Annotated in this window: 20 protein-coding genes; 10 read left to right on the forward strand and 10 right to left on the reverse strand. The window is 65.2% G+C overall.

What is annotated here, in order from left to right; all coding sequences use genetic code 11:
• Positions 1-7: 7 nt before the first annotated feature.
• Genes EV580_RS05875 through EV580_RS05885 form a run of 3 tightly spaced genes read right to left on the reverse strand, consistent with a single transcriptional unit; the run spans position 8 to position 3,183 of the window.
• Positions 8-997: a spirocyclase AveC family protein gene (locus EV580_RS05875; protein WP_133690153.1), complete on the reverse strand. Its 990-nt coding sequence runs from the start codon at positions 995-997 to the stop codon at positions 8-10.
• A gap of 7 nt (positions 998-1,004) precedes the next feature.
• Positions 1,005-2,114, reverse strand: coding sequence for a phosphotransferase family protein (locus tag EV580_RS05880; protein ID WP_133690154.1), 1,110 nt, complete (start codon positions 2,112-2,114; stop codon positions 1,005-1,007).
• Positions 2,115-2,127: 13 nt separating this feature from the next.
• Complete coding sequence (locus EV580_RS05885; RefSeq protein ID WP_133690155.1) at positions 2,128-3,183, reverse strand: DUF7064 domain-containing protein; 1,056 nt, start codon at positions 3,181-3,183, stop codon at positions 2,128-2,130.
• Positions 3,184-3,267: 84 nt separating this feature from the next.
• Between EV580_RS05885 and EV580_RS05890 the strand changes: the two genes are divergently transcribed.
• On the forward strand, positions 3,268-3,915 hold the full coding sequence (locus EV580_RS05890; protein WP_133690156.1) for a TetR/AcrR family transcriptional regulator: 648 nt from the start codon (positions 3,268-3,270) through the stop codon (positions 3,913-3,915).
• 4 nt (positions 3,916-3,919) lie between these two features.
• Here EV580_RS05890 and EV580_RS05895 read toward each other — a convergent pair whose 3' ends face one another.
• Positions 3,920-4,789 (reverse strand): hypothetical protein, encoded by an 870-nt coding sequence (locus tag EV580_RS05895; RefSeq protein WP_133690157.1) that lies wholly within the window; start codon positions 4,787-4,789, stop codon positions 3,920-3,922.
• Positions 4,790-4,867: 78 nt separating this feature from the next.
• Entirely contained in the window at positions 4,868-5,515 is a 648-nt protein-coding gene (locus EV580_RS05900; protein ID WP_133690158.1) for a S1 family peptidase, read from the reverse strand.
• A 66-nt stretch (positions 5,516-5,581) separates the two neighbouring features.
• Between EV580_RS05900 and EV580_RS05905 the strand changes: the two genes are divergently transcribed.
• On the forward strand, positions 5,582-7,090 hold the full coding sequence (locus EV580_RS05905) for a flavin-containing monooxygenase (protein ID WP_133690159.1): 1,509 nt from the start codon (positions 5,582-5,584) through the stop codon (positions 7,088-7,090).
• A gap of 269 nt (positions 7,091-7,359) precedes the next feature.
• Here the strand turns inward: EV580_RS05905 and EV580_RS05910 are convergent, their stop codons facing one another.
• The gene (locus tag EV580_RS05910; RefSeq protein ID WP_133690160.1) at positions 7,360-8,352 is read right to left on the reverse strand and encodes a zinc-binding alcohol dehydrogenase family protein; all 993 of its coding nucleotides are present in this window, start codon (positions 8,350-8,352) and stop codon (positions 7,360-7,362) included.
• 220 nt (positions 8,353-8,572) lie between these two features.
• Between EV580_RS05910 and mdlC the strand changes: the two genes are divergently transcribed.
• Together mdlC and EV580_RS05920 are read left to right on the forward strand one after the other, a co-directional pair.
• Positions 8,573-10,189: a benzoylformate decarboxylase gene (gene mdlC, locus EV580_RS05915; RefSeq protein ID WP_133690161.1), complete on the forward strand. Its 1,617-nt coding sequence runs from the start codon at positions 8,573-8,575 to the stop codon at positions 10,187-10,189.
• Between the two features lie 63 nt (positions 10,190-10,252).
• Positions 10,253-10,654 carry a tautomerase family protein gene (locus EV580_RS05920; protein WP_133690162.1) on the forward strand — a complete coding sequence of 134 codons (402 nt, stop codon included), beginning with the start codon at positions 10,253-10,255 and terminating at the stop codon, positions 10,652-10,654.
• A 7-nt stretch (positions 10,655-10,661) separates the two neighbouring features.
• Here the strand turns inward: EV580_RS05920 and EV580_RS05925 are convergent, their stop codons facing one another.
• Both EV580_RS05925 and EV580_RS05930 read right to left on the reverse strand, forming a co-directional pair.
• Positions 10,662-11,189 (reverse strand): hypothetical protein, encoded by a 528-nt coding sequence (locus EV580_RS05925; protein ID WP_133690163.1) that lies wholly within the window; start codon positions 11,187-11,189, stop codon positions 10,662-10,664.
• On the reverse strand, positions 11,186-11,692 hold the full coding sequence (locus tag EV580_RS05930) for a sigma-70 family RNA polymerase sigma factor (RefSeq protein WP_133690164.1): 507 nt from the start codon (positions 11,690-11,692) through the stop codon (positions 11,186-11,188). The genes EV580_RS05925 and EV580_RS05930 overlap by 4 nt, the downstream gene beginning before the upstream one ends.
• A gap of 151 nt (positions 11,693-11,843) precedes the next feature.
• Between EV580_RS05930 and EV580_RS05935 the strand changes: the two genes are divergently transcribed.
• Genes EV580_RS05935 through EV580_RS05950 form a run of 4 tightly spaced genes read left to right on the forward strand, consistent with a single transcriptional unit; the run spans position 11,844 to position 16,298 of the window.
• A complete protein-coding gene (locus EV580_RS05935) occupies positions 11,844-12,608 on the forward strand; it encodes a FadR/GntR family transcriptional regulator (RefSeq protein WP_133690165.1) in 765 nt (254 codons plus the stop codon).
• Between the two features lie 30 nt (positions 12,609-12,638).
• Positions 12,639-14,243, forward strand: coding sequence for a class I adenylate-forming enzyme family protein (locus EV580_RS05940; RefSeq protein ID WP_133690166.1), 1,605 nt, complete (start codon positions 12,639-12,641; stop codon positions 14,241-14,243).
• Positions 14,240-15,013, forward strand: coding sequence for a class II aldolase/adducin family protein (locus tag EV580_RS05945; protein ID WP_133690167.1), 774 nt, complete (start codon positions 14,240-14,242; stop codon positions 15,011-15,013). Before EV580_RS05940 ends, EV580_RS05945 begins: the two co-directional genes overlap by 4 nt.
• A gap of 16 nt (positions 15,014-15,029) precedes the next feature.
• A complete protein-coding gene (locus EV580_RS05950) occupies positions 15,030-16,298 on the forward strand; it encodes an amidohydrolase family protein (RefSeq protein ID WP_133690168.1) in 1,269 nt (422 codons plus the stop codon).
• Here EV580_RS05950 and EV580_RS05955 read toward each other — a convergent pair.
• Both EV580_RS05955 and EV580_RS05960 read right to left on the reverse strand, forming a co-directional pair.
• A complete protein-coding gene (locus EV580_RS05955; protein WP_133691059.1) occupies positions 16,292-17,182 on the reverse strand; it encodes a D-2-hydroxyacid dehydrogenase family protein in 891 nt (296 codons plus the stop codon). The genes EV580_RS05950 and EV580_RS05955 overlap by 7 nt on opposite strands.
• A gap of 50 nt (positions 17,183-17,232) precedes the next feature.
• Entirely contained in the window at positions 17,233-17,838 is a 606-nt protein-coding gene (locus EV580_RS05960) for a cysteine hydrolase family protein (protein WP_133690169.1), read from the reverse strand.
• A 40-nt stretch (positions 17,839-17,878) separates the two neighbouring features.
• On the opposite strand from EV580_RS05960, the gene EV580_RS33635 reads away from it, so the two are divergent.
• Both EV580_RS33635 and EV580_RS05970 read left to right on the forward strand, forming a co-directional pair.
• Positions 17,879-18,727 (forward strand): LppU/SCO3897 family protein, encoded by an 849-nt coding sequence (locus EV580_RS33635; RefSeq protein WP_166654537.1) that lies wholly within the window; start codon positions 17,879-17,881, stop codon positions 18,725-18,727.
• A 150-nt stretch (positions 18,728-18,877) separates the two neighbouring features.
• Entirely contained in the window at positions 18,878-19,669 is a 792-nt protein-coding gene (locus EV580_RS05970; protein ID WP_133690170.1) for a two pore domain potassium channel family protein, read from the forward strand.
• Positions 19,670-19,682: the final 13 nt, after the last annotated feature.

Raw genomic sequence — 19,682 nt, forward strand, 5'->3', positions numbered from 1 at the left:
TCGACAGTTATGGCGTTACGGGACCGGGAAGCATGTAGGACGGCGGAGTGATGATCGAGTCCGGGTTGACCGACATCCAGCTCCAGGGGATGAAATAGGCGAGGGCTGCCCATACCGCGCAGAACCCGATGACGGCCAGAAGTTTCACCGGTGTCCGAAACTGGCTGGGCCAGCGCTGGATCCCGCGGTGAAGGAACGCAGTGCCATCGGCACTATCGTGCGCCGACATCCGCAGGTAGGTGAAACCGGCGGCGTAGATCGCCACGAAGAGGCTCTCGTAGACCGGGAACTGATAGGGCGTGCCCGCGAACAGGGTGAAGGCCTCCCATGTTCGGGGGAACGCGTACACCCGGGTGCGGATGAACACCTGCTCGATCACGACGTCGACACCGAGGATGGCCACGAATGCAAGGCCGAATGAGCGGATGTTGGCGATGCCTGGGTAACGCCGACGCAGCGCGAGGATGATGCGGCACTCGATGGCGGCCAACCCGATACCCAGGTACAGATACTGAGGCACGAACCAGGCCAGCCCCTCGGCGTACCGCGTCGGCCCCTGGTGTAGCGGGAAGAACGCCAGCCACGATCCGGCGTTGAGCGCGTGGGCATTCCAGGCGAACGTGTAGTGGAAGTAGTTGATCAGCGGGTCGATTCCCGAGGCCAGCAGCGAACCGATGACGATCATCCCGTCCAGCGTCAGCCGGCGCTGCACGATCAACGGCTTGACGAGAAACACCCAGATGGTTGCGCCGGCGATCAGCAGGCTGACGACCTCGATGATGCGCAGTACGAGCAGTGCGGTGCCGTCAAAGGTGTCCGGCCCCTGGATGGGTGCCGGCCCGAACTGCGTGTCGGACAGGATCCATCGGGTCCAGGCCTGCCCGACGAAGAGGATCCACGCCACCCCCAACAGCGCCCACAGCGACACCGCGCCGCGCCGGGCTTCGGCATCGTGCGCGACCGAACCCGTTCGACTGGAAGGACTGTCGGTCAGCACGGGCTGCTCAACGGTTGCCGATGAACGTCGCGGTCTCCCCTGCCAGGGCCGAGAGGCCGAGCAGCTTGGCCAAGAGCTGGCTGGCCGGATTGTTCAGTGCCATCGGCGAATCCGGGGGCATCAGGCCCATCGCGATCATCATGTGCGCGGCCCGCACCATGATGATCGACAGCTTGGTGGCGGCCAGGATCTCGAAGTAATCGATGTCGACCGGAGTGTGGCCGGTGATCGAGGCGTAGTACGCGAGGGTCTCATCCCGGTCCGGAATCCCTTCCGGCAGCGGCAGTCCGATCCCCTCGGTGTGGTGGCGCATCAGGAACAGCCACCAGCCGAGGTCGAGTTCACGGCTGCCCAGGGTCACCATCTCCCAGTCGAGAATCGCCGCGGCGGACAGATCGTCGCCGAAGATGATGTTGCCGACGCGGGCGTCACCCCAGTTCAATACCGTCGCCGACGGTGCGGTGGGAACGTTGTCGGCGAGCCACTCCAGCGCGTGCTCGATCGTCGGGTTCGCTTCGCCCTCCGCGCCCCACGTGAACGAGTCCCGCCAATTGGCGATCTGCGCGTGGACTCCTCTGCCGTTGGCATCGGTGTCCAAGAAGTCCAGACCGAGCGCCCGCCAGTCAGCGGCATGGATCTGTGCCAACGCCGCAAGACTGTTGTGCCACATCGTGGTTCGCTGTTCGGGTGTCAGGTCGAGGACCCAACCGCCCGCGGTGAACGGCGGATCGTCCGACGGCACCCGGCCGTCGACGCGCTGCATCACCAGGAACGGCGAGCCGAACACTGCGGGATCCTCTTCGAAGAAGTACACCTCGGGTACCGGTACCCCGACCGACCCCAGCGCGCTGATGACGGTGGCTTCCTTACCCAGGTCGTACGACGCGAACACACCCTGCCCGGCGGGTTGCACCCGGGCCACCATCTTCCTGGTGTGGGGCTGCCCGTCCTGGTCCCAGGAGGCGGTGAAGAGCACCGTCTCGTTGGACAGGCCGGCCGAGGCGGGCACGTCTAGGTCGGTCACTCGAACCTGCTGAGCTCCAGTGATTTTCGACTCGATCCAGGATGCAAGTCGCCGCGACGCGTCCTCGGTGTCGATCTCGTTCTTCAACGCCATCGTGAAATCCCTCTCATGCCGTCGGTGTCGGTAGCAGGCGGTGGCCGAGCATCGCCCGCTGGTAGGTGTCGAACCAGATCTCCTGGTATGTGGCGTGGGTGACGCGCCCGTGGTCGTCCTCCCAGCGATAGACGCTGTCGTGGAACGAGACATTGGGCCACGCGGGAAGTACCGCGGAGGCGATCGCCTCACCGTGGAAGCGGTAGGTGTCGCCGTGCTCGTCTTGGGCGGTGATCTCCTGGCGGGTGGCCAGGTGGATGGTGGGGTGATACTCGAGCACGTCTCGGCGCACCGAGGTGACGGCTCGAGTTTCCTCGCCCCGTTGCACCCAGGCGAAGTGGTGCGACGGGCGATCGCCCACCTCGTAGAGGCCCGCCCAGCGCGGATCGGTGTCGAGCGGTTCGAAGCTGATCTGGTTGAAGACCAGGTCGGGCCCGAAGTACATGGGCGACCACCCGACGGGCGGGCTGGGAACCGCGCCGCGCCGTTCCACCCGGATCTGACGCCAGGACCGGTCTCGCGGCGCGAAGCAGTCGACGTCGTAGCCGGTGCCATCGAGCTGCAACCGCCCGGTGACATGCATGAACTGCTCACTGCCGCCGGGCTGCCGGGACTGGTCGTGGTGCGCGTCCTCGCCCGGCATGACATGCCCGCGGGCCAGCAGGGGGGTCACCGCGTCGGCCACCAGATCGAACGACATGCGGTCGTCGACAGCGCGATACCGCAAGCGGGCCGTCTTACCCGGCTCGACGAATTCGATCGACAGACCGTTGTCCGTCGTGATCGTGTTCCCTTCCACCGTCGGCCACGGCATCGTGATCTCGTAGTCGTGGAACGCGATGTCGGTGAGTTCGACGTTGTCGTTGCCCTGGAACACGCACACGCCGCCTTGCGACAGCGGGAAGGCCGGCTGATAGCGGATATAGAGGAACGCTCCGATCGCAGCCTCGGGCACCGAGAAGCCGAAGTAATGCGTGTGGATCAGATGCGGATCCCAGTGCTCATCCGGTCCGGGCAGTGGTATCAGCAGATCGGTCTCTGGAGCGTGTACAGCCAACTGCGAACTCACTGCAATCCATCCTCATCGTCAACCGGCCCAACCTTCGCTAACATAACGCTCGATGAACGCACTATCAAGTATGAAAATTCATTCATGTTGAAGAATCACGGTGTGCCGCCACACGAAAAGCCCGCGACGCGGACCGAACGCCAGCGCGAACGAACCCGCCGGCAACTGCTCGATGCCGGCCGGACTCTGATCGCCGCGAAAGGCGTTCCCGGACTGCGCATCCAAGAGATCACCGAGCAGGCCGACATCGCGCTGGGCTCGTTCTACAACTACTTCCCGTCCAAGGAAGAGTTCCTCGAAGCGGTCATCACCGAGAGCCTCTCCGATCTGGCGTCGGCCACGATCAGCAATGTCGACGACACGACCGATCCGGCGGAGGTCGTGGCCCTTGCCAATCTCCGGGTGATCCGGTTGGCCTATGCCGAACCCGATTTCGCCCGGCTGATCGTCAACATCGGCCACTCCGAGGCGTTGTTCGGCGCGGCCGTCCATCCTCATGCCCGGGTGGCCGTGGAGCGCGGGATCGCCAGCGGCCGTTTCGATGTCGCCGATGTCGAGGTGTTGCTGACGACGGTGATCGGTGGAGCCTTCGCGCTCATCCGGGAGATCCTCGACGGGCGTCATGGCGATCATGCCGAACGAGCTTTCGCGCGCCTGGTCCTTGCCGCACTGGGACTCAGTGCGGCCGAAGCCAAGACGGTGGTCACCAAGGTCGCCAAGCTCGAGCGTTGACCGGTCAGGCCGTCGCCGGTTCCCTGGCTTTGGCCGTCTCGTCGGCCCCGAATACCGCCGCCTTGAGGATGCCGACCTTCGACTTGATGAACACCTCCTCGTCGGGGCGCGCCACGACGAACGACAGCACCCAGACGTAGGTCAGTGCCAGACCGAGGGTGACGAGCCAGGCGAAGTGCGTGACCCACAGTGACGCATCGAGATTCAGCGCCGTCCACACCGGCCAGGCGGCCGCCCCGTTGGCGATCCCGTCCGACATCGGAATGAAGGCGACGACCAGAGCCAACCGCCATCCCGGCAGGTGTTGGCGCATCCGGTAGATCAGGGCGCCGGCCGTCATCGGCATCAGCGGGTTCACGCACACCCACCACAGCGGCAAGCCCCAGAAGTTGAGCGGCTGCGGGCCGTAGTACTCGTAGGCCCCCATCAGGACACCCGGGCTCTCCAGAAAGATGTTGATGCACACGTCGATCACGTAGAGCTGGAACATCTGCTTACGGGTCACCCCGGTGGAGTAGATCCGATAGGCCAGGTAGGCCAGGCCGCCGACGTACCAGATGTAGACGAAGTTGATGAACAGCGGGAAGTCACGGCCCATCGAGGAGAAGGTCATCGTGACGGCGCCCTGGCGGATGTAGCACAGGCCCAGCGTGTCCACGATCGGCTCGAACAGGCACGCAATCCCGCCGCCGATCAGGCAGAACAGCAGCAATGGACCCTTGCCGACGATCAGGTGCTTGACCGCGAAGAACACCATGACCACCACCGGGATGCCCAGGAAGATCGTGAAGATCACCTCGGGCACAAACGGCATCGGGGTGGTCGGGTGCGCGGGTATCGGGGGTGCGGCAAGCACGTACTCGAGCGCAGACATTCTCTCTCCTTGAGTGCTGATGCATCGGCACCCGGAGCGTAACGTCGCGTGAATCAGTATTCAAGTATGAAAATGCATTCAGGGAAGGATGCGCAGTCCCCACTGCCCCAGCAGGGGCTGCACCAGAGTGAAGTACGTCGTGTAGTCGTCGCCGTCGGGCGAGGACATCAGGATCCCGACCGCGCTCACGGTGCCGTCTGGATTCTTGACGAAGCCCGGACTGCCGCTGTCACCCTCGAGGCTGTAGACGCTGGCTTCGACGACATCACCCTCGACGCCCTTGACCTCACCACAGGTTTCGCCAGTGACAGCACCAACCTTGCAGAACGGCATGCCGACACTGAGTTGATTGGCGCCCAGCACATCTCGCACCGGATACCGGCCGCCGACATCCCCGTTGGGTGCGCCCGCGGCTGGGTCGAGGCGAATGATGGCGGCGTCCCGCTTGTCGCCGTTCACCTCGCTGGCGCTGATCGTCCCGAGCAGCGTGTCGTCGCTGCCGTACGTCCAATCCGACCCGTCGTGAGCATCACAGTGGCCGCTGGTCAGCAGGTAATAACTGCCGTCGTCGCCCTGTGCCGCGAAACCGGCTGTGCACCTTCCACTTTCGTCATCGACCTCAATACCCGGTGTCGGCGGAGGTTCCGCTACAGCGGGACGGGCCAGTCCGACCGCCGTAACCAGAACCGCACCCGCAATCGCCGGAACCCATTTCCCCGTGGCCATCTCGGCCTCCTCCCCGAATCGACCAGATGCTACCGAGCGGGCGTACACGTGGGAGAGTTTCTCCAGATGAAAGCGACAGTCGCAGTGATCGGGGCCGGGCCTGCGGGGCTGGTGGTGTCGCGATGGCTGCTGTCGCAGGGATTCGAGCCGACGATTTTCGAGCAGGGCCCGACGCTGGGCGGCCAGTGGACCGCTGCCGCGGGACGAAGCGGTGTGTGGCCGGGAATGCATACCAACACCAGTCGCATCTTGACCGCATTCAGCGACCTTCCGCACGACGGCGACCTCGTCTTCCCGTCGGGCCGTGACGTCTTGGACTACCTGCACCGCTACGCCGCCCTGTTCGACCTCGAGTCCCGCGTGCGCTGTGACACCAGCATCGAGACCGTCACCCGCTCTGAGAAAGGGTGGCTGGTTCGGCACGGCGGCACGCAGGAGGCATTCGACCGAGTCGTGGTGGCAGCGGGCCGGTTTCACACACCGGCGATACCGGATGTGCCCGGGCTGGACAGCTTCAGCGGCGACATGGGCGCCATCGCGTCCTACGCGTACCGCGGACCGTCGTCGTATCGCGGCAAGCGGGTCCTGGTCCCGGGCTGCGCGGTCAGCGCCCTGGAGATCGCCACCGAACTGGCCAGCCGGGGGGCCGCGCGCGTCGCCGTCACACAGCGACGACAGCGCTACGTCTTGCCCAAGTTCGTCGCCGGCGTGCCCTCGGATCACCGGATGTTCACCCGGTACGCAGCCCTTGCCGACGAAGCCCTGACTCCCGCCGAAGTCGACCGCCAGCTCAAAGAGATCGTCATCGAGTCCGCGGGCAGTCCGGAGCAGTACGGCGCCCCACGCCCGGCGGAGTCGCTCTTCACCGCCGGTGTGACGCTCAGTCAGAACTACCTTCCCGCCGTCGCGGAAGGATCGATCAGCGTGCGCCCCTGGCTGCAGTCGATCACCGGAACCGAGGTGACCTTCGGCGACGGCACCGTCGAGGAATTCGACGGCATCGTGTTCGGGACGGGTTTCGCACTGAGCTTGCCGTTTCTCGATGACGAGGTGCGTGCGGTCCTCAACCTGGACGCGGGCGGCTTCGACACCGACCGGCACACGTTCCATCCCGATCTGCCCGGACTGGCATTCATGGGTATGTGGGACCAGTCGGGCGGCTATTTCGTCCCGCTGGAACTGCAAGCCCGCTGGATCGCCTACACCTGGGGCGGCGTCATCGCCAAGGCGAGCGAGGCCGACCAGCGCGTGGCGATCGGCGCGGTCCATGCCGACGGGGTGCGGAAGACCCGGATGAACCTGGCCGCGGTGACCTTCGCCCGCGCCGCGGGCGTCGAACCCCAGCTCGACAACTGGCCCGAGTTGCGGCGCGCACTGCTGTTCGGGCCGCTGGCACCGAGCTGCTTCCGGCTGGAGGGCCCCGATGCGCTGGCCGACGCGCCGGCGCGGTTCGCCCACGAGGCGGCTACGTTCGGCGCGATAACCGACAACGAACTGACCGCCCGAGAGCGCAGCTACTGGTCGAGCGTCGAGGACGCGTTAACAAACGGACACCAAACGGGTGCGTCGAAGTAACGGCCGAGCAGCCTCATCGCAACGAACGGCAATCTGCCTGACGACCATCGGGCTGAGAGCCGCCCGGAACATAAGGGCGTTCTGGCAAATATTTTTAGCGACGTATTAGCGCTATGAGCTCGACACCTTATTTTTGAGCCCTAACTTGAATCACATGTTGATCGACGTTCGCTGGCTTCAGTTCCTGCTGAAGCGCCCCGCGCACAAGTAAGCCCGCTCCCCCGCGGCGACGGTCGACCTGCCATGTGCAGGGGCGGCCGGCCCGGACGTCATCGTCGGACGACGATCTTGCCCACCATGCGGCTGGACTCGACCGCTTCATGCGCTTCACGCAACCCCTCTGCGGTGAAATCTCCGATGGTCCGCGTCACCGTGCTGCGAATGACACCGTCGTCCACCAGCTGAGCAGTAGCGGCAAGCAGATCTTGCTGACCCTCGAGCCCGAACAGCGGCTTGGTGAACATGAACTCCCAATGCCAGGCGATGCTCTTGTCCTTGAGTGGCATCAAGTCGAGGTTCACCGGGTCGTCGATCGCGGCAACATGGCCAAACGGCTTGAGGATGGCGGCATAGTCTTCGACGTTCCCGGCCGAGTGCGGAGAGAACAGCCAATCGACTCCGTCGGGTGCGGCGGCGATGGCCTCGTCGCGCAGGTTGTGGTGATTGATCACCGCGTCGGCACCCATGCTCCTGGCCCAGTCGGCTGACTCCGGCCGGCTTGCCGTCGCGATCACCCGGACCCCGGTCAGTGCCTTGGCCAGTTGGATCATCGCCGATCCCACCCCGCCGGCGGCACCCAGGATCAGCAGGTCACCGCGAGACTCCCGAGTCAGTTCGAACCGGTCGAACAGCGACTCCCATGCGGTGATCGTCGTCAACGGCAGTGCCGCGGCGTCGGCGAACGACAACGACCGCGGCTTACGTGACACGATCCGCTCGTCGACGGCGTGAAACTGTGCGTTCGTGCCGGGCCGGGAAATATCTCCGGCGTACCAGACCTCGTCACCCACCGAGAGCGTGCTGACCTGCGGGCCGACGGCTGTGACAACGCCCGCGGCGTCGAAGCCGAGGATCACCGGTGAGGTGGACGGAGCCAGCGACCCGCGCCGCTTGATGTCGACGGGGTTGACCGACACCGCGGCCACCTCGACCAGCACGTCACGGGGACGAAGCTCCGGTATGTCGACGACGACGTCCTGCAGCGCCAGCGGATCGTGGACGGGCAGGCCCGCGAATGATCCAATCGCCGTCATCGTCGTCATCAGCGGTCTCCCTGTTTGTCGAGCTCGAATCCCGTTGTGCATCAGGCAGTTTCCATCACAGTACCGGCTAGCGGTAATACAGCCGTCCGGACAGCGTCACCCGCCAATTGGTGGACAGCCGCGATGACGGTAGTGCTACCGAAACGTCAAGGTAAGTACTGCGTCGCGGGCAACAGCTCGTAGGCCGAAAGTATTCCGACGACGAAAGCCTGTGATTGAGATGACTGATGACAAGACCGTCCACGCAGCGACTTACGACCTGCTCCGAAAGCTCGGCCTGACAACGATATTCGGCAATCCCGGATCCACCGAGGAGACGTTCCTGCAGGATTTCCCCGAGGACTTCACCTACGTGCTCGGGTTGCAGGAAGCCTCCGTTCTGGCGATGGCCGACGGATTCGCCCAGGCGACCGGCCGGCCGGCCGTGGTCAACCTGCACACCGCCGCGGGTACGGGCAATGCGATGGGCAGCCTGGTTGCCGCCTACCGGGCCAACACCCCGCTGATTGTGACCGCCGGGCAGCAGACCCGCGAAATGTCGGTGATCGATCCGTATCTGAACAACCCGAACGCCACGATGATGCCGCAGCCGTGGGTGAAGTGGGCCTATGAGCCGGCCCGCGCCGAGGACGTGCCCGCGGCATTCATGCAGGCCTACGCGATGGCGATGCAAGCGCCGAAAGGCCCGGTGTTCCTGTCCATCCCGCTCGACGACTGGCAGAAGCCCGCTCAGGGCGAAGCGACCATCCGCACCGTCAGCGATCACGTCGCGCCGGATGCCCACCGCCTGGCCGCCTTCGCTGAGCGAATCAATCAGGCCCGAAACCCGCTGCTGGTGCTGGGCCCGGAGGTCGACCGGGCCGGCGGCTGGGACGCCGGAATCGCCTTCGCCGAGAAGCTCGGCGCTCCGGTGCGCGGCAGCGCACTCCCCGACCGGATCTCCTTCCCCGAGAACCATCCGCTGTACGGGGGACCACTGCCGATGACGATCGCCGAGGTCGATCAGGTGGTGCACGGCCACGACCTGGTGATCGTGATCGGCGCGCAGGTGTTCCGCTACTACCCGTACGTGGCTGGTGAATACCTGCCCGAGGGCACCGACCTGTTGCAGATCACCGCCGATCCTCACCTGGCCGCGGTGGCCCCGGTCGGTGACAGCCTCATCGGTGACGTCCGGATCGCTCTGGAGATGTTGGTGGACGCGATCGATGCGCCCGTTGACCGGCCCGCGCCGGCCCCGCTGGATCGCAGCCGCGCAGTCCGGACCTCGGCTGCGTCGGATCCCCTGACCGCCGACGAGGTGTTCGCGACGCTGAGCGCCGTCAATCCCGACGATTCGGCGATGGTCATGGAGTCCACGTCGACCATGGCTGAACTGGCACAGTGGCTGCCCACGACGAAATCGGGCAGCTTCTTCGCCACCGGCAGCGGCGGTATCGGCTGGGGTGTGCCGGGTGCGGTGGGGATCGCCCTCGGCGACCGCGAGCGGGGTGTCAAGCGCACCATCGTCGCGACGATCGGTGACGGCTCGTTCCAGTATTCGATCCAGGCTCTGTGGACCGCCGCCCAGCACAAGCTGCCGATCGTGTTCGTGGTGCTGCGCAACGGCGAATACGCGGTGTTGAAGTCGTTCGCCGAGTTGGAGCACACCCCGGCCGTTCCAGGACTGGAGCTCCCAGGACTCGACATCGCCTCGTTGGCAAAGGGTTTCGGCTGCAACACCGCCGACGTCACCACGACCGACGAGCTCGCGGGCGCCTTCACCACGGCACTGCACGCGGACGGCCCCACCGTCATCGTCGTCAAGACCCAGCCGCAACTCCCGCATCTGGGCTGAAACGCCACACCCGGTGGGGGCCGTCAAGACGGTCCCCACCGGGCTGTCGCACAAGGAGAAGTCATGCCGATTTACACCTGCACCACCACGCAGTCCACGATCGACACCGATACCAAAGCTGCGCTGGCCCGTGAAATCACCCGCATCCACTCGGTCATCAATCACGTTCCGAGCACCTATGTGAACGTCGTCTTCCACGAACTGCCCGCCGACTGCGTCTACACCGACGCGGTGCCCGCGCGTCCACTGCTCATCACCGGCTGGGTTCGCGACGGCCATCCCGAGGCCGAGACGACGAGGCTGGCGATGGAGATCGCTGCGGCAGCCTCCCGGGTCACCCTCATTCCGGCCCAGCGCGTCCTGGTCGTATTCGAAAGCAGCCCTGCGCATTATGCCGTCGAAGGCGGTCGCGTCCTGCCTGAGCCCGGCGAAGAAACGGCGTGGCTGGCCGCCGGAGCCCATTGAGCCTCGCTCAGCACTGGTCCACGACCTCGATCGACGACAGCCGGCTGAGCGGCACGCGCACCCGTTTCCCGTCGGTCTGCAGAATCACCGCCCCTGAGCCGCTTTCCACGAGATCACCGCATGCCGTCCCGGTTCCGGTCGCCACCGCGACCCGCGGCACCGGTGTGGCCACATCCGCATGCTGTTGCGGCCACCACCAACTCAGCGCAGCCAGTGCCGTCAGCGAGACCGCGACGAACGTGACGATGATTCCCGACCGCAGCCTGCGCGCGGCGCCCACGGCCGTCATCGTGGTGAACGGATGCGCGACGCTGGCCACGACGATCACCGCGATCAGCGCGGCTACCAAGCCGGTCAACGCGATGATCCCACTGGCGTCCTGCACCCACGGCGGACGCGAGGCGCTCGCGTCTCCGCTGAACAGTCCGCACAGACCGACGAATCCGAGCACACCGATCTGCAACTGCTGCCAGCCACGTGCCGATGCCTGCAGCGGATGTCCTTCCTGCATCGGATAACTCGCCTCGGGCCTCATGCCGCGTCGCCCAGGCAGCGGCGCATGTTGGCCCGGCCGCGGTGCATCCGCGACATCACGGTTCCTTCAGGAACACCCATGATGTCGGCGGTTTCCCGATACGTCATTCCCTCGACCGCGACCCAATAGAGCGTCTCGCGCATCTCCGTCGACAAACAGGACAGCGCCGCGCTCACAGCCGGGTCCCACTGATGCCGAAACACCTGTCCTTCGGCCGACATTGCGTGCTCGGTCCCATCGTCGATTTCGCCGACCAAGCTCTCCTCAGGCCTGCGCAGCCGAGCCCGGTAGTCGGAGATCCAGGTATTGCGCATGATGCGCAGCAGCCATGCCCTCAGATACGTATCCTCACGTAGCCTGTCGAATGCGTTGAACGCCTTCAACATCGTCTCCTGCACCAGGTCCTCGGCGTCAGCGGCATTGTGCGTGTAGCCCAATGCCCGCCGATACAGCTCGGCGTGCAGCGGCACGACGTCTCGTTCGAATTCGGTGTCGTGGTTCATGAAGATAGCCCTGTCCTAATCGATTTCACGGCGCTGGCACCGCTTCACCCATGCTTCTCAGCGACACATGTCGCTGCTTGGTGATTGCGTGGAGATCGCGTGGAGATCGCTTGTACGATGCAGTCACTTGCCAGCAGATAGAGACCGATCCGTGTCAGAACCAACCGTTCAATTCCGCCGCCTCGCCGAGCAGGTCGCCGACCAACTGCGACGGCGCATTCTGCTGGGTGAACTCGCCGACGGCAGCATCCTTCCCAAGGAAGACGAGCTGCTGCGCGAGTTCCCGGTGAGCAAGCCCTCGCTGCGGGAGGCCATGCGGATCCTGGAGGCCGAGGGGTTGCTGCGGGTCCGGCGCGGCAAGCTCGGCGGCGCGGTGGTGCGCCGCCCCAATGCCGCGAACGTGGCCTACACGATCGGCCTGGTGCTCGGCTCCCAGGACGTGAGCCTGTCCGACGTCGGCGGCGCTCTCCGGCAGATGGAGCCGGCCTGCGCCGCGCTCTGCGCCGAGCGGCCCGACCGGATGCGCACGGTGGTCCCGGCGCTGCGCCGGCTGCACAGTGAAGCCGTCGAAGCCGCCGACGATTTCCCGCAGGCCATCTCGGCGAGCAGGCGCTACCACGAGGCCCTCGTCGCCAACTGCGGCAATCAGACCATGATCATGCTGGCCGGAGCGCTCGAGACGCTCTGGTCGGCGCACGAACAGAGCTGGTCAACCCAGGTGCACGACCACAGCATCGTGCCGGTCGACGAGCGGCTGGCGGTCCTGGAGGAGCACCGTCGGGTGATCGACGCGATCGAGGCCGGCGATTCCCGCCTGGCCCACGACCTGGCCGCCGCCCACCTGGTCAACGCCCAGCACTACCCCGGATCAGCGGGAACAGTGGACCCGACGATCGTGCGCCATTGGGACCATTGACGCCGCTCCTTATTTTCATATGATTTGGTGATGGCTGTCGACGCTGCCGTCACGACCAGCGCCGAGGCGGCGCACTACCGGGCCGCGGGCTGGTGGTCGGACACCACGCTGTCCGACTGCGTGCGTCGCAATGCGGTGTCCACCCCCGACAAGGTCGCCTTCGCCGACTTCACCCTCGACGCGCCGGACCGGGCACTGACCTGGTCTGAGTTCGACAACGCCGCCACCAACCTGGCGATCGACCTGCACGTGCTGGGCGTGTCACCTGGGGACCGGGTGGCGATCTGGCACCGCGACAGCGTTGCCATCCATGTCCTGCTGATGGCGATCGAACGGTGCGGCGCGGTAAGCGTGGGGCTCGGGGCGCGCGCCGGCGTGCGCGAGGCCGTGCAGATCATGCGGACCGCGCAGCCGTCACTGTTGGTCAGCGATGCCGCCCGGGGTCCGCAGGCGGCCGAAGCTGCCGCCGACGCCGATCCCTCGTTGCGTGCCGTGGTGCTCGGCACCGGCGGGCTCGGCATCAACACCGCGACTCCTGGCCCGGGGCCTCAGCTGTCGCAGGTGGGACCGGACGACGCGTTCCTGATCAATTCGACCTCGGGCACCACCGGGCTGCCGAAATGCGTGGTGCACCATCAGAACCGGTGGCACTACTTTCACCAAAAGGCGGTCGCCAACGGCGAACTGAACTCCGACGACGTCTTCCTTCCGGTCATCCCCACACCCTTCGGGTTCGGGATCTGGACCTCGCACACCACCCCGATCTACCTGGGCGCGACGACCGTGCGCATCGAACGGTTCGACCCGGTCGCCACCTGCGCGGCCATCGAACGCCACAAGGCCACCGTGTTGTGCTGTGTCAGCACACAATTGATGATGATCGTGGCCAATGCCGCCTCGCGGGAATACGACCTGTCCAGCCTGCGCATCGTCTTCACCGGCGGCGAGCCGTTGCCCTATGCGCAGGCCGCTGCGTTCGAAGAGCTGACCGGCGTCACCATCCTGCAGTTCTACGGTTCCAACGAGACCGGCATGCTCAGCGCCACCACCGTCAAGGACTCGCTGCACCACCGGCTGCGCACCGCCGGGCAGATCGTCCCCGAGATGCAGGTCCGGCTGTTCGACGGCGACGAGGATGTCACCGAATCCGGTCGCGGACAACCGGTCTGCCGCGGACCGGCGCTCAGCCTCGGCTACCTGGGTGGCACCGACCACGACAAGTTGTACACCAAGGACGGCTGGATGCGGATGGGTGACATCTGCGATCTGGACGACGACGGCTACCTGGTACTGGCCGGTCGAACCTCCGACTTCATCCTGCGCGGCGGCAAGAACATCAGCGCGGTCGCCGTCGAGGAGGTCGTGGACACTCACCCCGCCGTCGCAGTCGCTGCCGCCGTGGCCATGCCCGACCCGCTGTTCGGGGAGCGGGTGTGCGTCTTCGCCGAACTCGTCAATCCCCTCGACACGCTCGAGCTGACCGATCTGGTCGAGCACCTGCTGGCTCAGGGCGTCTCCAAGGAGCTGTTGCCCGAACGCCTCGAGGTGCTCGACGAGCTTCCTCGATCCTCCGGCGGCAAGATCGCCAAAGGCCAACTCCGCGAAACCATCCGATCAATACTGGAGCGATCATGAGCACATCAGAAGTGCGCCAGGGCGGGCTGGGTGTCTGGGCACCGTCGAAGACGCCGCCGATCGGTGTCGAGCTGAGCGACGAGCAGAAGATGGCGGTGGCATTCCGCCACCTCGCCGACATCGGGTTCGCCGAGAACATGGCCGGGCACATCACCTGGCAGCCCGAGGGTCACACGGACATGTTCGTCAACCCGTGGGGACTGTGGTGGCAGGAACTGACCGCGTCGGACATCTGCGTGGTCGACGAGGACGCACACGTGGTCCGTGGCCGCTGGGATGTCACACCGGCCATCCACCTGCACACCGAGATCCACCGGCAGCGTCCCGACGCCCGAGTGGTGATCCACAACCATCCCTACTACGTCAGCCTCATCGCGGCCCTCGGAGTGTTGCCCGATCTCGTGCACCAGACCGGCGCCCTGTTCCTCGACGACATGTACCTGGTCGAGAAGTACGACGGCGAGATCGACGCCCCTTGGCGCGCAGCCGAACTGGCCGGTCAGATCGGCACGGCCAACCTGATCATCCTGGCCAACCACGGCGTCATCGCCACCGGGCACGACCTGGCCGCGGCGGTGTACCGCGCAGTGTCGATCGAGCGGGTGTGCCGGCTCGCCTACGACGTGATGGTCACCGGTCGCATCCCGTCGGAGATGAACCGCGGCGACATGATCGGGATGCAGGCCTCGCTGATCGAACGCGCCGCCGACGTGTACTGGGCCGGCGCGGCCCGCATGACGATCAAAGCCGACCGCGGCGTACTGGACTGAACGAGGAGATCGGGCCATGGCTTCCATCGACGAATTGCAGTCGAATCTGAACTTCACCACCGCCAAGACTGGTGCGGACCGCACCGTGACGTTCCTGCCGGAACCCGAACGGGCCGAACGATATTACACCGTCATCTCCGTCGACGATCATATCGTCGAGCCGCCCGATACCTTCGAAGGACGGGTGCCGGCCAAGTTCGCCGACCGTGCGCCTCGGGTGGTCGACACTGCCGACGGCGGGCAGACCTGGATGTACGACGGTCAATCGCTGCCCAACGTCGGGTTCAACGCCGTGGTCGGCCGGCCGGTCTCCGAATATGGTTTCGAGCCGGCCCGCTTCGACGAGATGCGCCGTGGCGCATGGGATATCCATGCCCGGGTCAAGGACATGGATCTCAACGGTGTATACGCCTCGCTGAACTTTCCGTCGTTCCTGCCGGGGTTCGCCGGGCAGCGACTCCAGCAGGTGACCACCGACCGCGATCTGGCGATGGCGTCGGTGCGGGCCTGGAACGACTGGCATATCGAGTCATGGGCCGGAAGCTATCCCGGGCGGATCATTCCCTGCCAGCTGCCGTGGCTGCTGGAACCCGAGGTCGGCTCGAAGATGATCTACGAGAACGCCGAACGCGGCTTCCACGCCGTAACCTTCAGCGAGAACCCGGCACTTCTGGGATTCCCGACCATCCACTCCGGCTACTGGGAGCCGATGATGCGGGCCTGCGCCGAGACCGGCACGGTGGTCAACCTGCACATCGGCTCGTCGGGCACATCCCCGTCGACAACCGATGATGCCCCGCCAGACGTGGCCGGCGTACTGTTCTTCGCCTACGCGATTTCCGCCGCGGTCGACTGGCTGTATTCAGGAGTGTGCACCCGGTATCCCGAGCTGAAGATCTGTCTGTCCGAGGGCGGAATCGGCTGGGTAGCAGGTCTTCTGGACCGTCTCGACCACATGCTGAGCTATCACGAGATGTACGGGACGTGGAAGGCGCTCGGCGAAACGCTGACGCCGGCCGAAGTCTTCAGCCGCAATTTCTGGTTCTGCGCGGTTGAGGACCAGTCGTCATTCATCCAGTACGAACGGATCGGCGCCGACAACATCCTGCTCGAGGCCGACTACCCGCACTGCGACTCGACGTGGCCGCACACCCAGCGCACCATCCGCGAACAGATCAACGGGCTGCCCGATGACATCATCCGAAAAGTGACCTGGGAGAACGCCTCACGGCTCTACCAGCATCCCGTTCCCGAGGCCGTCCAGCAGGATCCGAACGCCTACTGAACCTCGCGGTCCAGCCACTCTGTGATGGCCGCAACGGCGTCGCGATAAAAGATGCGATAGGGACGGTCAGCGACGTAGCCGATGTGCGGGGTGGCGATGACGTTGTCCAGCGTGCGCAGCGGATGACCGGCCGGCAGCGGCTCGGTGTCGAAGACGTCGAGCGCGGCGGCCCGGATGCTCTTGGCTCGCAGCGCCTCGACCAAGGCGGCCTCGTCGACCAGAGGTCCGCGAGAGGTGTTGACCAGCACCGCAGTTGGCTTCATCAGCGCGAGTTCGCCGGCGCCGACCAGACCGGTGGACCGTTCACTGAGCTTCATGTGAACGGTCAGCACATCGGAGCGGGCGAACAACTCCTCCTTGCTGACATGGGTAGCGCCCGCCTCGGCGGCCGCCTCCGGGGTGAGGTTCTGACTCCACGCGATGACCTGCATACCGAAGGCTTCGCCGATGCGCGCGACGCGGGCACCGATGCGGCCCAGGCCGAGAACGCCCAACACCCGGCCGGACAGCTCGTGGCCCACCGACACCTGCCAACCGCCATCCCGGATCGACACACTCTCGGCCACGAGGTTGCGCGCAGCGGCCAGGATCAGCGCCCAGGTGAGCTCCACCGTGGATGCCACGGTGCCGCCGGTGGTCCCGACGTGAATGCCGTGCTCCTCGGCGGCCGCCATGTCGATGGAGGCATTGAACGGCCCGGTGGAGGCGATCATCTTCAGCCGCGGCAGGCGTTCGATGATGCTGCGCGGCAGCGGGGTTCGTTCCCGCATCACGAAGATCACGTCGAAAGGTGCCAGCCGTTCGACGAGTTCGTCAGGATCGAAGACATGGTCGTTGAAGACGGTGATGTCGGCGCGCTCGGCGACCGTCGACCAGTCGGCCATCTGCAGCGCCACGTTCTGGTAGTCGTCGAGGACCGCCACCTGCACCCGCGTCACGCGAGCGCTCCGATGAACTCGTCGGCGGTCATCGGCCGGGAGAACATCGGGTAGTCGTACTTCAACGCATTTTCGTGCTCCTCGACCGATGTTGCCGCGACGCAATCGCTCAATGTGATGACCTGATAACCATTTTCGTAGCCGCTGCGCATGGTCGACTCGACACAACAGTTGGTGAGGAAGCCGCCGAGAGCGATCGTGGTAATGCCCTTGCTGCGCAGGATGAAGTCCAGGTTGGTGCTGGCGAAGGTATCCAGGCCGCGCTTGCCCTCGATGACGATGTCACCGTCAGCCGGCGCCAGTTCGTCGACGATCGCCGCGCCCCACGACCCCTTGACGAAGGCGTTGCCGTCGACCACGCCCTTCAGAATTCCGTACGGGTGGTTGGTGATCTCGCCATAGCCCTCGGCGAACGCGATCGGAGCGTGCATGACCGTCGCCCCCGCGCTGCGCGCCGCGGCGACCACGTCACGGGTGTGCGAGAGCATGTCCGTCTTCGCCATCACCTCCGACACCGCCCCGTGCAGCACGCCGCCGTCAGAGGTGAAGTCGTTCTGGTACTCGATCAGCACCACGGCGGTGGTCTTCGGGTCAATGGTCATGTCCGCAGGCTAATCCGATCGGCGCTAGAGTCAACGATCAGTGAGCCCACTCAGCTACGCCGCTTCCACCACAGTGCTTGCCGAGGGCAGGCCATGGTTGTTCGTCGGCCAGGTGCTTCTGTTTCCCGCGATCGGGGTCCTTCTTCTGGTCCTTGGTCTGCGTGAGCGGTCGAAGGCCCGCCGGGCGCAGCCGCCGCCTCCGCCCGGCTATCCCGCGTATCCCCCGTATCCGCCGCCGGGCTATCCACCGCAGGGTTATCCCCCGCCCGGCTACCCACCGCAGGGCTACCCGCCCCCTGGCTATCCACCACCGGGCTACCCACCGATGCCGCCGCCGCGCCCGACCGCCGGCCGCGGTTTGATCATCGCGGGCGCGATCATCATCGGGCTCAGTCTCGTATCGACAGCTGCGCGGGTGGCCAATTCTGCGGGTGAGCACAAGGCAGCTGAGAATACCGCTCCCTCAGTGAAAGTCGGTCAATGCATCACCGGCGAAGCGATGGCATCGGGTGTGATCGGTCCGCACGATGTGACCATGTGCATCGACCCGGCCGGAGTCTTCGAGGTCGCCAGCACCGGTGGCCGGGACGCGCCGTGCCCAGACGGAGCCCGAAGCGATACCGATTTCGCCCGCTGGACCAATGACGCCTCGACCGTCTGCTTCATCCCGAACCTGTTGACCGGCCAGTGCTATGCCACGGTCAAACACCCCGTGGGTGATCGCAAGCGCACCGACACGATCAAACCCGTCGACTGCACTGACTCCTCGGCGGAATTCAAGGTGGTGCAGCGCTTCGACAAGGCCGACTACGACCTCTGCGACGCCGGATTGCACCAGAAGATCTGGACCATGCCGCCCCGGACTTACTGCACCGGCCCGCCGTCGTAGATCTGTTGCCATCGCTAAAGAACTGAGTATCGAGCTGGCATTCGCAAAGGAATTCGCGTACGCAACTACCCGTTTGTTGAGGTCCCCGGGCTCGTAGTGTGTCGGCCATCAAGCGCGTTGACGACGAGATCGCTACGAACGGTGGTAGCCATGCCTAAGCTTGCCGAACGAATTGAAGACTGCAAAAAATCGCGCAACGGGTCCGTTGCGGTTCTCACGCAGTTCTGCCAATACAGCGTCATTTTCTCCGCTGCAACCTGGTTGGGGCTCAATGACTCGGTGAGGGGCCGCAGGCACCTCGCGTATGTCGGGGTATGGATGGTCGGGTTGTTGGCGTTGTTGAAGTTTGGGCCGTTCACCGGTGTGGCGGCTTTCGTCGTTGTGGTTGCGGGCTTGTATCGCTTACAAGATCTCGTGTTCGCCTCTCTTGACAATGTATTCGGGTTGACCCGCCGGGGTGACAAATGGCGGTCTGTACCGGCAGGAACGTCGGTGGTGATCAACCTTCTCAATATCATCCAAGTGATCGTGGTCTTTGCGCTCGCGTATCAGAACGTGCACGGCGGTGGCAACGATGGCTTCGAACATAGAGACCTGCCTGATCTGACAGACCCCTTCAGCTTTCTCTACCTGAGCTGGACAACGCTCTTTCCTCCGGGCAGCGGGTACCAACCCACGTCGCTGGGAACCCGGTTGCTCGTGATGGCCGAGGGCACCAGCGGTCTGCTGATCATCGGTGTGACGCTCGCTGTCTTGGTCGCACGCATGCCCCCACGCACACAGCCGGAACCGCCGGAATCAAGTTCGACACACCCACCTCAGCCAACCGGCGACACCCGACTTGTCCAAGACATGACCGCGATGATCGCCCTGATCCTGGCCGCCACAGCGCTCGGCGGCTTCACAGGAGGTGTCCTAGCAGGGATACAGATTTTTGGGTGAGGCCGCGAACTTC

It is taken from the genome of Mycobacterium sp. BK086 (assembly GCA_004362315.1).
Taxonomy (GTDB): domain Bacteria; phylum Actinomycetota; class Actinomycetes; order Mycobacteriales; family Mycobacteriaceae; genus Mycobacterium.

What these genes read in the sequence shown, in the direction of transcription:
- EV580_RS05940 (WP_133690166.1), top strand. Translation starts at nt 12,639, where the DNA reads ATGGCTGTCGACGCTGCCGTCACGACCAGCGCCGAGGCGGCGCACTAC.
- EV580_RS05920 (WP_133690162.1), top strand. Translation starts at nt 10,253, where the DNA reads ATGCCGATTTACACCTGCACCACCACGCAGTCCACGATCGACACCGAT.
- EV580_RS05880 (WP_133690154.1), bottom strand. Translation starts at nt 2,114, where the DNA reads ATGGCGTTGAAGAACGAGATCGACACCGAGGACGCGTCGCGGCGACTT.
- EV580_RS05890 (WP_133690156.1), top strand. Translation starts at nt 3,268, where the DNA reads ATGTTGAAGAATCACGGTGTGCCGCCACACGAAAAGCCCGCGACGCGG.
- EV580_RS05900 (WP_133690158.1), bottom strand. Translation starts at nt 5,515, where the DNA reads ATGGCCACGGGGAAATGGGTTCCGGCGATTGCGGGTGCGGTTCTGGTT.
- EV580_RS05960 (WP_133690169.1), bottom strand. Translation starts at nt 17,838, where the DNA reads ATGACCATTGACCCGAAGACCACCGCCGTGGTGCTGATCGAGTACCAG.
- EV580_RS05925 (WP_133690163.1), bottom strand. Translation starts at nt 11,189, where the DNA reads ATGAGGCCCGAGGCGAGTTATCCGATGCAGGAAGGACATCCGCTGCAG.
- EV580_RS05950 (WP_133690168.1), top strand. Translation starts at nt 15,030, where the DNA reads ATGGCTTCCATCGACGAATTGCAGTCGAATCTGAACTTCACCACCGCC.
- EV580_RS05895 (WP_133690157.1), bottom strand. Translation starts at nt 4,789, where the DNA reads ATGTCTGCGCTCGAGTACGTGCTTGCCGCACCCCCGATACCCGCGCAC.
- EV580_RS05955 (WP_133691059.1), bottom strand. Translation starts at nt 17,182, where the DNA reads ATGGCCGACTGGTCGACGGTCGCCGAGCGCGCCGACATCACCGTCTTC.
- EV580_RS05910 (WP_133690160.1), bottom strand. Translation starts at nt 8,352, where the DNA reads ATGACGACGATGACGGCGATTGGATCATTCGCGGGCCTGCCCGTCCAC.
- mdlC (WP_133690161.1), top strand. Translation starts at nt 8,573, where the DNA reads ATGACTGATGACAAGACCGTCCACGCAGCGACTTACGACCTGCTCCGA.
- EV580_RS05930 (WP_133690164.1), bottom strand. Translation starts at nt 11,692, where the DNA reads ATGAACCACGACACCGAATTCGAACGAGACGTCGTGCCGCTGCACGCC.
- EV580_RS05945 (WP_133690167.1), top strand. Translation starts at nt 14,240, where the DNA reads ATGAGCACATCAGAAGTGCGCCAGGGCGGGCTGGGTGTCTGGGCACCG.
- EV580_RS05905 (WP_133690159.1), top strand. Translation starts at nt 5,582, where the DNA reads ATGAAAGCGACAGTCGCAGTGATCGGGGCCGGGCCTGCGGGGCTGGTG.
- EV580_RS05970 (WP_133690170.1), top strand. Translation starts at nt 18,878, where the DNA reads ATGCCTAAGCTTGCCGAACGAATTGAAGACTGCAAAAAATCGCGCAAC.